Genomic DNA, 13,572 nt, shown 5'->3' on the forward strand with positions numbered 1-13,572 from the left:
ATGCCTCTTTTTTATTTTTTTACGTTCTAATAGATATAATGTTTTTTATATTTTTCAAAATGTAAATATAATAAATTTTAAGTATAAATTTATTTTTTTGTATATAATATTTTTACAATAGTAATAGTAATAGTCAGAAAAATAATAAGAGGCATATATTATGCAAATTATTATATTTTTATTATAAATTAGTATTGCGAACTTTTTGTAAAGCCACTACTTTTTCTTTTTTATTTGTTCGTATTAATATTACTCCTTGCGTATTACGTTTTAAAATAGTCACTTCAGAAACTCGTGTACGTACTAATGTACCGGCATTTGTAATTATCATAATTTGATCATTTTTTTGTATTTGTATAGCTCCGATTACGACACCATTTCTAGGAGTTACTTTAATAGAAATAATTCCTTTTGTTGCTCGTGATTTAATTGGAAATTCTTTTGAAGATGTTTGTTTGCCAAAACCATTTTCTGTTACTATTAAAATATTTTCATTTTTTTTTGGAATTAAAAGAGAAACTACTTTATCATTTTTTTCGATTTTCATTCCTTTTATTCCCGAAGCAGTTCTTCCCATTTTACGAACAGTTTTTTCTTGGAAATGTACTGCTTTTCCTTTTGAAGTAAATAACATTACTTGATTAAAACCATTGGTTAAAGAAACTCCAATTAATTCATCGTTTTCACGTAATTTGATTGCAATAATTCCTGAATTACGAGGTTTTTTAAATTGATTTAAAGAAGTTTTTTTTACATAACCATGTGAAGTTGCCATAAAAATATTAAAAGAAGCAGTATATTTAGTTAAAGGTAAAATTGTAGTAATTCGTTCAGTTTTGTTTAAAGGTAATAAATTTACAATAGGTCTCCCACGAGCATGACGACTAGTTTCTGGAAGTTGGTACACTTTCATCCAATATACAATACCACGACTAGAAAAGCATAAAATTGTATCATGTGTATGAGTTACTAATAAACTTTGGATATAATCTTCTGCTTTCGTTTTTGCAGCTGATTTTCCTTTTCCTCCTCTTTTTTGTGCATTATATTCAGTAATAGGTTGATATTTAACATATCCAGAATGAGATAAAGTTACTACAACATTTTCTTTAGGGATTAAATCTTCTATTAAAATTTCTGTTTCTTGATTTAAAATTTTTGTTTTTCTTGAATCAGAAAATTGTTTCTTCAAAATTAACAATTCATCTTCAAGTACAGAAATTAGTTTTTTAGGTGTAGATAAAATTTCTATTAATTTTTTTTTTTCTTTTTTTAAAGTTAAATATTCTTTTTGAATTTTGTTATTTTCTAAAGTAGTTAATTTATGTAATTTAATGTCTAATATTGCATGAGTTTGTCTTTGACTTAAAAAATATTTTTTTTGTATATTTTCGTTTAAAGTAGTTTTGTTATTATATTTTTTTTTTATTATTTTCCATGGGGTTTCCATTAACGTTTTTTTTGCAATATGTATCGTATTTGATTTTTTAATAATTTCTAGAATAATATTAATGTTGTTTAATGCTATAGTAAATCCTTTTAAAATATGTAATCTTTTTTTATATTTATTTAATTCATATTGTGAGCGTCTAGAAATAATTTGTTGTCGGTGCATAACAAATTCATGCAAAATATTCTTTAAATTCATTACCCGTGGTTGTCCTGCACATAAAGCAACCATGTTGAATCCAAACGATGTTTGTAAAGATGTTAAAGAATATAATTGATTTAAAATTAACTCTGAAATTGTTTCTTTTTTTAATTCTATAACAATTCTCATTCCATCTTTATCAGATTCATCTCGAATAGTAGAAATACCTTCAATTTTTTTTTCTTTAATAAGCTCAGAAATTTTTTCTATTAATCGAGTTTTATTTACTTGATATGGAATTTCATGAATAACAATAGATTTTTTTTTTGTTTTAATATTTGTTTCTAAAGAACTTTTTGAACGTATTAAAATTTTACCACGTCCTGTTCGATATGCTTCTTCAATTCCTGATTTTCCATTAATAATTCCAGCAGTTGGAAAATCTGGACCAGGTATCAATTTCATTAATTCTTTTAAAGAAATTTCATTGTTATGTATATATGCTAAACACCCATTAATCACTTCACTTAAATTATGTGGAGGAATATTAGTTGCCATTCCAACAGCAATTCCAGAAGATCCATTAATAAGTAAATTAGGAATTTTTGTTGGTAAAATTTCTGGAATTTTTTCTGTTCCATCATAATTAGGTAAAAAATTAATAGTATTTTTTTCTAAATCACATAACATTTCATGTGCAATTTTTGACATTCGAACTTCTGTGTATCTCATTGCTGCTGCTGAATCACCATCAATTGAACCAAAATTTCCTTGTCCATCGATTAATGTATAACGTAATGAAAAAGGTTGGGCCATTCTTACAATTGCATCATATACTGCTGTATCGCCATGTGGATGATATTTTCCAATAACATCTCCTACGATTCTTGCAGATTTTTTATGTGGTTTATTCCATTCATTTTTTAATACACTCATCGCAAATAATATACGTCGATGTACTGGTTTTAATCCATCGCGAACATCTGGTAATGCTCTTCCAATAATTACAGACATTGCATAATCTAAATATGAATTTTTTAATTCTTTTTCAATATTGACAGGTGTAATATTTTTAGAAAGATCTTCCATTAATTTTTAATCTCTATCTTATAATTTTTTATAAAAAATAATATCATTTATATTTTTTTAATATATTGGTTTTTTATTTTTTATAGTTTAATTTATATTTTATTTTTTTTAAAAAAAATATTTTTTTTAAAAAACAAAAATCAGAAATGTATAAAATTTTTTTTCTGATTTTTGTTTCCAAGTTTTCTACATATAAAAAAATATTTTATGGAAATTAAATTGTAACATATCAATTATTTTTTAATATGATTTTTGTATTTTTGTGTTAAATAATTTCTAATTCCTTCTGGAGATGCAATAATTCCTTTTTTTCCAGACGTCCAATTTGCAGGACAAACTTCTCCATTTTTTTCATGAAATTGTAAAGCATCAATAATACGAAGTATTTCATGAATATTCCGTCCTATTGGTAAATCATTAACAGATTGATGTCTAACAATATGATCGCGATCTATCAAAAAAGACGATCTTAAAGAAATTCCTAAATTCGGATGTTCAATTCCATATATGCTTTGAATATTGCGTGTAAGATCAGAAATTAAAGGATATTTCATCAATCCAATGCCGCCATTTTTTAAATCTGTATGCACCCAGGCGTGATGAGTATATACTGAATCAATAGATATTCCAATCAAACATACATTTCTTTTTTCAAATTCTTCATATAAAGTATTAAATTCTAATAGTTCAGAAGGACACACAAATGTAAAATCTAATGGCCAAAAAAAAAGAAGAATATATTTTTTTTTTGCGTATTTTAACATATTAAAATCATGTATAATTTTTCCATTAGGTAAAAGAGCTGATGCTGTAAAATTAGGTGCTTTTTGCGCTGTTAAGATCATTTTTAATCCTTTAAAATATAAAAATTTAATATTTTTAAATTTTTTAATAAGTTTTAAAAAATTTATTTGAATTATATGTTTTGAAAGAAAAAATTTTTTATATTTTTTTTAAAAAATTAAATTATTTTTACGATTGCTTTTTTAATAACTTCATCTTGAATCATATAACCGTGTTTAATAATTTTTACTAAATTAAATTTTTGATTTGATTTATTTAATTGAGGATCTTTATTTTCTAAAATATGTATATTTGGATCGTATTTTATAGAACTTTGATTAATTTCTTTAATTTTCCATATTTTAAAATTTTTTTGAAATGATTTTTGCGTTAATTTTAAGCCTTTAACAATTGGATGCATATCTATATTTTTTTTTTTTGTATCATGTAAAAATTTTTTAAATTGTAATAAAATAGGATATAATTTTTTAAAAAAATTTTTAAATAGCATTTTTTTAATAATTTTTATTTCTTTTGTTGTATTTTTTTTAATATTATCTAATGTTGCATAATATCTCAATTTTACATTATTAATGTCTTTTTTAAGAATATCGATTTCTTTTTTTTTAGTTTGTATCTCAATGTTATTTTTTTTAATTTCGTTTTTAAAATTTTTGTCTATTTTTGTTTCTTTATCTAAGTTTTTTTCAAAATTTTCTTCTTGTATCATTTTTTTATCTTATATAATAATAATTTTTTTATATTGGTTATAGAAAATTCTTTTATTTTTTAAAATATTTTTTTAAAATAATTTTTTTTAAAATTTTTTGTTCAATTAATTTTTTTTTGGAGCTGGCGGGATTCGAACCCGCGTCCAAAATATTTCTTTTTTTTTGTTCTACATGCATATTTTGCTCATTTTTTCATTATCTAAACTTTAGCAAACCCAATTTTAGTAATATATCTTATTTAATTATTTTTATATTTAGTTTAAGACAACTAAATATCTCATTTTTTTGTTTTATATGACCTTTTAATGATTTTCTTTTTTGTACAAATAATAGAGAGAAAAAAACTAAAAGAAAAAAAAGGGCTTAATTACAGTTTTTAAGCTGCTAAAGCGTAACTATTATTTGTATTTGCGAATATAATTTATATGGTTTTTTAACGAGGCAAACCAATTCCTCGACATGCGCAAAAAATTTTCTTTATTTTGTCAAATCCAGAACAGCCCCATTTTCTTAAATATTATATAAATTTTAGTATATTTTGAAATTTAAAACAATGTTTTTATTTTTTTAAAAAAAATTTTTTTTATAAAAATAATAAATGAAGAAAATTTTATATTTATTTTTAAAAAAAATTTTTAATCAAATAAAATATATAATTTATGGTATTCTAATTTTTATTTTGTATTTAAAATTTTTATTTTCTATAATAAAAAATAAAATATATAAATTTTTTAATGTATGATTTTTTGATTTTCTTTTCAATTCAAATTATATTTATTGGTAAAAAAAAATGAAAAAAACTATTAAAATTATTAAAGAACAAATTTGTGCTAATACTATTCTATTATATATGAAAGGTACTCCAAAACATCCACGATGTGGATTTTCATCACAAGCAGCTCAAATTTTAAAATCTTTTGAAATAAATTTTAAATATATTGATGTTTTAGAAAATCCAAATATTCGAAAATATTTACCCATATATTCGCATTGGCCAACTTTTCCGCAATTATGGGTTAATCAAGAATTAATTGGAGGTTGCAATATTATTGTAGAAATGTTTCAAACAGGAGAACTATTAAAAATTTTAAAAAATGTTTAATAAATATTTTTTAATGATAGAAATTTTATAAAAATTTTTTTTATTTTTTTATGAAGTAACATTAGGTGGCCATCCGCCTAATCGTTTCCAACGATTTACTAATTCACAAAATAATAAAGCTGTTTGCATAGTGTCATATAAAGCAGAATGTGCTTGAGTAGTGTCAAAAGGAATTCCTGAAATTTTACATGCTTTTGCTAATACTGTTTGACCTAAGATTAATCCACTTAATGCAGCTGTATCAAAAGTTGTAAAAGGATGAAAAGGATTTTTTAAAATTTTTGTTCTTTTAGCTGCTTCCATTAAAAAAGTATGATCAAAATTAGCATTATGAGCTACAATAATAGCTCTTTTACAATGATATTCTTTAATTTTTTTTCGAACTAATTTAAAAATTTTTTTTAAAGCTTCATACTCACTAATAGCTCCTCGCAAAGGGTTAAAAGGATCAATTTTGTTAAAAGCTACTGCTTCAGCTTGTATTACAGATCCTTTAAAAGGTTGGATATGAAAATGTAGTTTTTCATCTGTTTTTAACCATCCTAATTTGTTCATTTTTAATGTAATAATTGCAATTTCTAATAAAGCATCAGTTTTAGCATGAAATCCTGCACTTTCAATGTCAATAACAACAGGATAAAATCCTCGAAATCTATAACATAATGATGGTTTTAATTGTGTATATGTTGACATAATAATCTCATTTAGTATTTAAATTCCATATATATTTAAAAAAAATATTTTTTTATACATAAAAATCTATTTATTGTAGTTTAAATGATTTAAAATAGTATAAAATATTTTTTTAATGTAACAATATAATTTTTAATTATAAAACACTTTTTTCAAATGAAAATATATTTATAGGAAGAAAAATATGAAAATTATTAATAAATTACCTATTTTGCCATATTCTTATGATCATTTTGAACCTTATATTGATAAAAAAACAATGGAATTACATTATACTAAACATCATGCTGCATATTTAAATAATGTTTTATTATTTTTAAAAACCACTATATATCAAGATAAATCTTTATCATATATTTTAAAAAATTTTGACACTTTAAAATTATTAAAAAAAGATGTATTAAAAAATAATTTAGGTGGTCATATTAATCATTGTTTTTTTTGGAAAGGTTTAAAAAAAAATACACAAATTTCTAATATTTTTTATAAAGAAATTAATAAACAATTTGGAAATTTTCAAAATTTTGTAGAAATTTTCGAAAAAACAGCCATGCAACATTTTGGTGCTGGGTGGGTTTGGTTAATTAAAATTAAAAATAATTTAAAAATAATTTCTACAAAAAATCAAGATTATCCAAGTTTTTTAACAGATAGAATTAATATGGATATTATTCCTATTATTGGATTAGATTTATGGGAGCATGCATATTATTTAAACTATTTTAATCAAAAAATTGAATATGTTCGATCTTTTTGGAAAATTATTAATTGGGATCGTGCAAATAAATTATTTTTAAAAGTATCTCATGATTCATTAAAATAAATGAAAAAAATATTATTTTGATAAAAAACAATTTAATTAAAAAGGTGTTTTTTGAAAGAAATAAAAATGATTGTAGGATTAGGAAATCCTACTAAAAAATTGCAAAATACTAGACATAATATGGGTATTTTATTTTTAAAAAAATTTTCAATATTTCAAAATGTTTCTTTAACTTTTGAGAAAAAATTTTCTGGATATGTAGGTTTTTCATATTTTCAAAATAAAAAAATTCATTTTTTTATTCCTAATACTTTTATGAATCTTAGTGGGCAAATTATATTTTTATATGCTAATTTTTATAAAATTTCTGCGGAAGAGATTTTGATTGTTCATGATGAATTAGATCTTAATCCAGGACAATTAAAAATTAAATATAGTATGGGTCATAATGGGCATAATGGTATGAAAAATATTTTAAATTTTTTTAAAAAAAAAAAAATTTTACAAATATATGTTGGGATTGGTCGTCCTCTTTCCAAATTAGATATTTGTACATATGTATTAAGTAAACCTAGTATTGGAGAATTTCAAAAAATTAATTACATTATGAAAACTAGTTTTTTTTATATGTCAGATTTGATTTCTGGGAAAATATTACAGTTTAAAAAAAAATTTTTTTTATCTATTTAGTTTTTAAAATTAAATAAAATATTAAAAAAATTTTATTTAATCTATATGATATAAAAAATATTTTTAAAATATTTTTGAATTTTTATCTTTTATAATCGAGATCTTATTGTGAGTTTTAAATGCGGTATTATAGGTTTACCGAATGTAGGGAAATCTTTATTGTTTAATTTAATGACACATTCGAAAGTACCATCTGAAAATTTTCCATTTTGTACTATTAAACCAAATATAGGATATTCTTCTGTTTTCGATACACGTATAAATGAAATTTTTAAAATTATTCCTGCAAAAAAGAAAACATTTTGTTGTATTGAAGTACGTGATATTGCCGGGTTAGTGAAGGGAGCTTCACAAGGAGAAGGTTTAGGAAATTCATTTTTAGAGCATATCAAAAATATTAATACTATTATTCATGTCGTAAGGTGTTTTGAAAATGAAAAAATTACGCATATTTATGATCGTATTGATCCAATAAAAGATATAGAAATTATTAATTTAGAATTGTTATTGTCAGATTTATCAAATTGTCAAAAATTTTTAAAAAATTTTAAACAACAAAATTTAGAAAAAAATTTTTTTGAGAAAAAAAAATTTTTATTATTAAAACGTTGTTTTTCTTTTTTAACAAAAGGAATATTTTTATTTTTATCAGATTTTGATCAAATAGAATTGAAAATTTTAGAAATATATAATTTTCTAACTTTTAAACCAATAGTATATGTATTAAATATTTCTAAAAATATAAAAAAAAATATTTTATTACATAAAGTTTTAAAATTTATTAAAAAAACTAATTCTAAATTTATATCTATACCATTATTTTTAAAAAATGAACAACAAGAGAATGTTGTAAATATTTCAAATTCTTTTAATGCTATAAAAAAAATTCAATTTAAAGAGCGAGAAACATGTTTAAAAAAAATTATTCAAATTGGATATGAATTATTGTCTTTAAAAACTTTTTTTACAGTTGGAATTTTAGAAATTAAAGCATGGTCTATTCATATAAATGCTACATCAGAAGATGCGGCACATATGATACATAGTGATTTAAAAAAAGGATTTATACGTGCTCAAATTATTTCATATATTGATTTTATTAAATATAAAGGCGAAAAAGGCGCTCGTCGTTTTGGAAAAGTACGTTCTGAAGGAAGGAAATATATTTTAAAAGATGGTGATATTGTTCATATTTTATTTAATGTATAAAATTTTTTTAGAGAGGCATAAAATATATGTCTCTCTAAAATTTTTAAAATTTTTTAAAGATTTTTTAATAAAAAATGTTTTAATTGTTGGAAATCGGATTCTAAAGTATGGGATAATATTTTTTTCTTATTATGCATATATAAAATTTTCGGTATTGATAAATCAATTTTTAAAATTTTTTCTACAACGGTTTGAAATTTTGAGGGATGAGCAGTGCCTAAAAATAATCCAAAATCATTTTTTTTTATTTTTTTTTTTAATAAATGATATGCAATTGAGGCATGAGGTTCTGAGATATAATTTAAATTATATAATTCTTTTAAAGTTTTTTTTGTTTGTTTTTCTGATACACTTCCAAATTTTAAAGTTTTTAAATTCCATTTTTTTCTTAAAAAAAGTTCTTTAACACGAGGCCAATTATTAGGTTGACTTATATCCATTGCATTAGAAATGGTAGAAATAGTAGGTTTTGGTTCCCAAACACCATTTTTTAAAAAATTTGGAACAGTATTATTTGAATTCGTAGCTGCTATAAAATTTTTAATTGGTAAACCTAAAGATTTAGCTAATAAACCAGCAGTTAAATTTCCAAAATTTCCGCATGGTACTGAAATTATTAAATTTTTTTGATGTTGTATTGGAGTTAAAGAAAATGCTTCAAAATAATAACAAATTTGAGCTAATAACCGACTAATATTAATAGAATTAGCAGAAGTTAAATGCATTTTTTTATTTAATAATGAATCATTAAATGATTTTTTTACTAAATTTTGACAATCATCAAAACTTCCATTTATAGAAATAGTATGAACATTATGTCCTAAAGTACAAAATAATTTTTCTTGTAAAGTGCTTATTTTTCCTTTTGGATATAAAATTACAACTTGTATATTTTTCATTTTATAAAAAGCATGTGCTACAGCAGCTCCTGTATCTCCTGAAGTAGCTGTTAAAATAGTCATGGGTTTATTTTTAGTATTTAAAAAAAGTAAAATTTGAGCCATAAAACGAGCCCCAAAATCTTTAAATGCTAAAGTTGGACCATGAAACAATTCTAAACAAGAAATATTTTTTGTAATAGATTTTAAAATAGGTTTTTGAAAAGAAAAAGAATTTTTAACAATTAATTTTAAATTTGATAACGAAATTTCATCATTTAAAAAATAAGATAAAATTTGTGTACTTCGATCAATAAAATTCATGTTTATTAAATGATCAAGTGTATTATGATCTAATATTGGTAATTTTTTTGGGAAGAATAATCCTTGTTTTTTACCTAAACCTAGTTGTACAGCTTGTAAAAATCCTACTTCTTCTTTGGGATCTTTTAAATTATATAATTTCATTTTCTTACCTTACTTGTTTAGAACCATAATTATCTATTTTGCAAATATGAACAAACCCTTTTTTATTTTGTAAAAAATTTTTTTTTAACCATGTTTCAGATGTTTTTGCAACCTCATAATCATCACAAATCGAAAAAATAGTTGGACCAGAACCTGAAATATGGCAAGTTCTAGCTCCTAATTTTAAAAGATTTTTTTTAGTTACATCAAAATTTTTTAAAAGAGGTATTCTATATGGTTCGGCAATTAAATCATTCATAACTTGTAATGCTAGTTCTTTTTGATTAGTATATATAGCGTGCATAAAAGTAGCGATATTTTTGTTTTGTTGCACGCAAGTTTTTCGTGTATATTTTTTTGGTAAAATATCTCTTGAAATTACAGTAGATAACTGACTACCCGGCCATGCAATTACCCAAAACCAATTTTCAAACATAGGAATTTTTTGAGAAATAATGTTTTTTTCTTGAATAATTAATTGTGTACCTCCTAAAAAACTAGGAGCTACATTATCATAATGTATACTTCCTGAAACTAATCCTTCTAATTTTCCCATAATTTTTAATAATTTTTGTTTTTTTAAATTCGTTTTAAAAAAAATATTTAATGCGACAGTACTAGCGACAATTGAAGAAGCACTAGATCCTAATCCTGACCCAATCGGCATATTTTTTTCTAAAATTATTTTAACAGGGATTTTTTTTTGGATAATTTTACAAAAAATTTTCCAAGTTTGATAAACAATATTTTTGTGCATATTATTTGGAAGTTGCGTAGAAAATTCTCCGGTGTTTATAATATTAAAAATTTTTGAAGAACATACGGTGATACAATCTCCTAAAAAGTTGTGATCAATAGGAGAGATAGCTGCTCCTAAAAGATCAAATCCAACACCAAGATTTCCTATAGAAGCAGGTGCATAAATTTTTATCATTAGTTTATATAATATCCTGTTAAAATTAAAGTTAAATATGTAATAAATCTGAAAACATTCCTGAAGCAGTTACATTTTTTCCTGCACCATAACCTTGGATAATTAATGGAATTGGAGAATAATATTGAGTATAAAAAACAAATATGTTTTCTCCATTTTTAATTTTATATAAAGGATTTTTCTTAGATATAGATTTTAATTTAACTTCACAAACTCCGTCTTTCTTGATTGTTCCTATAAAACGTAACACTTGATTCATTTTTTGTGCTATTTTATTTTTTTCAAAAAATATATTATCTAAAGTAGTTAAATTTGTCATAACTTCTTCAATATTTTTTAATTTTAAAATATTTTTAGGTAGAATGTTTTCAATTTTAATATCAGAAAGTTCTAATTTATATCCTATTTCTCGCGCAATAATTAATAATTTACGAGCAATATCAATACCTGATAAATCTTCTCGGGGATCTGGTTCAGTAAATCCTAATTTTTTTGCTTTTTTAACAGCTTTAGAAAAAGTAATATTTTTTTCTAATAAACCAAAAATGAATGACATAGATCCAGATAAAATTCCAGAAAATTTTTGAAATTTATCTCCAGTAGATAATAAATTTTTTAAATTTTTAATAATAGGTAATCCTGCTCCAACATGAGTTTCATAAAAAAATTTTTTTTTATAAAATAATGCCGTTTTATGAATTTTTTTATAAGATTGAAAATTTGTGGTATTAGATTTTTTATTTGCTGAAACAATATGAAATCCCTTTTTGAAAATATTAATATAATTTTTAGCAATTTGAGTACTTGATGTACAATCTATTAATATTGGATTTTGAATATTAAAATTTTCGGGAAGTTTTAATATTTCTTTTAAATCAAAATTTTTTAAAGTATCTTGTTTTAGATTTTTTAAATCAAAATTTAAAATGTTTTTTTTATCAAAAAGATATTTTTTAGAATTTGAAATTACATGAATACAAATTTTTTTATTTTTATTTTTAAGAAACTCTTTTTGTTGTGTAATTTGTTTTAATAATGTTTGCCCAATTCCTCCAATTCCAATTATAAAAATATGAATTTTTTTTCTTTGATAATAAATTTTTTGATGTAGAGTTTTTAAAAAAGAAGATAAAATTGTATTATTTAAAAGAATTAAAAAATGAAAATTATATAAACTATGGTCTATTTCGATTATATTTTTTTTATATTTTTGAATAGTTTGAAAAATAAATTGAATAATATAATGATTATAATAAAAATTAGAACTAATTAAAGAAACTAAACTTAAATTTTGAGTTATTTTGAAATATATAATTTTTTTTTTTGATAAATCTTTTAAAAAAAAATTATTAAGATTTTTTAAAATTATTTTTTTTTTTTCAGTAGGTAAACAGATTAATATTTTTTGATGTGTATAAGAAGGTTTAATAAAAAAAATTTTTATTTTGTGTATATTAATAAAATTTAAAATTAATTCTATGTATTTTAAAATTTTTATTTTTTTAAAAATTTTAAATGTAATTAAAAAAATTTTTTTAATATATGTTAGTCCTTTGATGAAAACATGACTTTTTTTTGTTTCATTATTAATTTTTGTTCCTTTAGACGTTAAATTATTTGTATTTTTTATTATGCAAGGAATATTATTTTTTTTTAAAGGAGAAATAGTACTTGGATGTAATATTTTAGCACCAAAAAAAGATAATTCTTGTGCTTCTTGATAAATTAAATTTTTTAATAAAACAGCAGTAGAAATTTTTTGTGGATCACAAGTATAAATTCCATCTACATCAGTCCAAATTTCACAAATTTTTGCATTTGTACATACTGATAAAGCTGCTGCAGAATAATCTGAACCATTTCTTCCTAAAATCACCAATTTTTTATTTTGATTACCAGCAATAAAACCAGGCATCAAAATAATATTTGTTTTTGGTATTTTTAATTTTTCAATATTGTTTTTAGAATTTTTTAAATCAATTTTAGAATTTAAATATGTTCCTGTAGTAATAAAATTTTTTACAGGATCTATAATCGTAATATGATATTTTTTGATTTTTAATAAAAAATACATAATATAAACAGAAATTTTTTCACCTATACTAATAATTTTTGCTTTAATAGAATCTGAACATGTTTTAGCATATTTGATGATTTTCAATTTTTTTTGTAAAAAAATACATTTTTTTTTTATTTTTTTTTTTAATTTTTTATATTTAATTATTTGTTTTGTTGTTTTAAAAGAATTTATCAAATTCCTAAAAAAAATATATATTTTTTTTATTATCTCTTTTATTTTTTTTTTTTTTTCTAATACAAGAGTTATAGAATTGAATAATAAATTAGTAATTGTAGAAGGAGCTGATAATACAATTCCAATTTGTTCTTTTTTAAATTTTTTTATAATAATTTGTAAAACAATTTGGAATTTTTCTGCGTTAGCAAGTGATGTTCCCCCAAATTTTAATACCCTCATAAGTTACCGATCCTTTAAATATATTTTTATATAATGAGTGAAAGAGGAGAATAACACTTTTTAAAAATTTTTTTTAAAAAAAATTTTTAAATAAAAAATTAATATTTTTTTATAAAAATTCATGAAATGAAAAAAAGAACATATTCATTTGAAAATAATATATTT

General features: G+C 21.7%; 11 protein-coding genes and 1 other RNA gene. 4 read left to right on the forward strand and 8 right to left on the reverse strand.

Annotated features, from left to right (window positions below; translation table 11 throughout):
- Positions 1–181: 181 nt before the first annotated feature.
- From gyrA to ssrA, 4 genes are all read right to left on the reverse strand, one after another.
- Positions 182–2,680, reverse strand: coding sequence for a DNA gyrase subunit A (gene gyrA / locus BTSPAZIEG_RS00625; protein WP_075472457.1), 2,499 nt, complete (start codon positions 2,678–2,680; stop codon positions 182–184).
- A gap of 233 nt (positions 2,681–2,913) precedes the next feature.
- Entirely contained in the window at positions 2,914–3,525 is a 612-nt protein-coding gene (locus BTSPAZIEG_RS00630) for a peroxiredoxin (RefSeq protein ID WP_075472459.1), read from the reverse strand.
- A 116-nt stretch (positions 3,526–3,641) separates the two neighbouring features.
- Complete coding sequence (grpE, locus tag BTSPAZIEG_RS00635; protein ID WP_075472461.1) at positions 3,642–4,193, reverse strand: nucleotide exchange factor GrpE; 552 nt, start codon at positions 4,191–4,193, stop codon at positions 3,642–3,644.
- Positions 4,194–4,309: 116 nt separating this feature from the next.
- Positions 4,310–4,698: a transfer-messenger RNA gene (ssrA, locus tag BTSPAZIEG_RS00640) on the reverse strand.
- A gap of 286 nt (positions 4,699–4,984) precedes the next feature.
- On the opposite strand from ssrA, the gene grxD reads away from it, so the two are divergent.
- Positions 4,985–5,296, forward strand: coding sequence for a Grx4 family monothiol glutaredoxin (grxD, locus tag BTSPAZIEG_RS00645; protein WP_075472463.1), 312 nt, complete (start codon positions 4,985–4,987; stop codon positions 5,294–5,296).
- 48 nt (positions 5,297–5,344) lie between these two features.
- On the opposite strand, the gene rnt is transcribed toward grxD, so the two are convergent.
- A complete protein-coding gene (gene rnt, locus BTSPAZIEG_RS00650) occupies positions 5,345–5,989 on the reverse strand; it encodes a ribonuclease T (protein WP_075472465.1) in 645 nt (214 codons plus the stop codon).
- A 184-nt stretch (positions 5,990–6,173) separates the two neighbouring features.
- Here rnt and BTSPAZIEG_RS00655 point away from each other — a divergent pair, with 184 nt between their 5' ends.
- From BTSPAZIEG_RS00655 to ychF, 3 genes are all read left to right on the forward strand, one after another.
- Positions 6,174–6,812: a superoxide dismutase gene (locus BTSPAZIEG_RS00655; protein ID WP_075472468.1), complete on the forward strand. Its 639-nt coding sequence runs from the start codon at positions 6,174–6,176 to the stop codon at positions 6,810–6,812.
- A 51-nt stretch (positions 6,813–6,863) separates the two neighbouring features.
- Positions 6,864–7,442 carry an aminoacyl-tRNA hydrolase gene (gene pth, locus BTSPAZIEG_RS00660; RefSeq protein WP_154017295.1) on the forward strand — a complete coding sequence of 193 codons (579 nt, stop codon included), beginning with the start codon at positions 6,864–6,866 and terminating at the stop codon, positions 7,440–7,442.
- 108 nt (positions 7,443–7,550) lie between these two features.
- Entirely contained in the window at positions 7,551–8,651 is a 1,101-nt protein-coding gene (gene ychF, locus BTSPAZIEG_RS00665; RefSeq protein WP_075472472.1) for a redox-regulated ATPase YchF, read from the forward strand.
- A 53-nt stretch (positions 8,652–8,704) separates the two neighbouring features.
- Here ychF and thrC read toward each other — a convergent pair whose 3' ends face one another.
- Genes thrC through thrA form a run of 3 tightly spaced genes read right to left on the reverse strand, consistent with a single transcriptional unit; the run spans position 8,705 to position 13,407 of the window.
- Positions 8,705–9,997 (reverse strand): threonine synthase, encoded by a 1,293-nt coding sequence (thrC, locus tag BTSPAZIEG_RS00670; RefSeq protein WP_075472474.1) that lies wholly within the window; start codon positions 9,995–9,997, stop codon positions 8,705–8,707.
- 4 nt (positions 9,998–10,001) lie between these two features.
- Entirely contained in the window at positions 10,002–10,931 is a 930-nt protein-coding gene (gene thrB, locus BTSPAZIEG_RS00675) for a homoserine kinase (protein WP_075472476.1), read from the reverse strand.
- 31 nt (positions 10,932–10,962) lie between these two features.
- The gene (gene thrA / locus BTSPAZIEG_RS00680; RefSeq protein WP_075472478.1) at positions 10,963–13,407 is read right to left on the reverse strand and encodes a bifunctional aspartate kinase/homoserine dehydrogenase I; all 2,445 of its coding nucleotides are present in this window, start codon (positions 13,405–13,407) and stop codon (positions 10,963–10,965) included.
- Between the last annotated feature and the right edge of the window lie 165 nt (positions 13,408–13,572).

The sequence above is a fragment of the Buchnera aphidicola (Tuberolachnus salignus) genome, from assembly GCF_900016785.1.
Taxonomy (GTDB): domain Bacteria; phylum Pseudomonadota; class Gammaproteobacteria; order Enterobacterales; family Enterobacteriaceae; genus Buchnera_F; species Buchnera_F aphidicola_M.

What these genes read in the sequence shown, in the direction of transcription:
- gyrA (WP_075472457.1), bottom strand. Translation starts at nt 2,680, where the DNA reads ATGGAAGATCTTTCTAAAAATATTACACCTGTCAATATTGAAAAAGAA.
- BTSPAZIEG_RS00630 (WP_075472459.1), bottom strand. Translation starts at nt 3,525, where the DNA reads ATGATCTTAACAGCGCAAAAAGCACCTAATTTTACAGCATCAGCTCTT.
- grpE (WP_075472461.1), bottom strand. Translation starts at nt 4,193, where the DNA reads ATGATACAAGAAGAAAATTTTGAAAAAAACTTAGATAAAGAAACAAAA.
- grxD (WP_075472463.1), top strand. Translation starts at nt 4,985, where the DNA reads ATGAAAAAAACTATTAAAATTATTAAAGAACAAATTTGTGCTAATACT.
- rnt (WP_075472465.1), bottom strand. Translation starts at nt 5,989, where the DNA reads ATGTCAACATATACACAATTAAAACCATCATTATGTTATAGATTTCGA.
- BTSPAZIEG_RS00655 (WP_075472468.1), top strand. Translation starts at nt 6,174, where the DNA reads ATGAAAATTATTAATAAATTACCTATTTTGCCATATTCTTATGATCAT.
- thrC (WP_075472474.1), bottom strand. Translation starts at nt 9,997, where the DNA reads ATGAAATTATATAATTTAAAAGATCCCAAAGAAGAAGTAGGATTTTTA.
- thrB (WP_075472476.1), bottom strand. Translation starts at nt 10,931, where the DNA reads ATGATAAAAATTTATGCACCTGCTTCTATAGGAAATCTTGGTGTTGGA.
- thrA (WP_075472478.1), bottom strand. Translation starts at nt 13,407, where the DNA reads ATGAGGGTATTAAAATTTGGGGGAACATCACTTGCTAACGCAGAAAAA.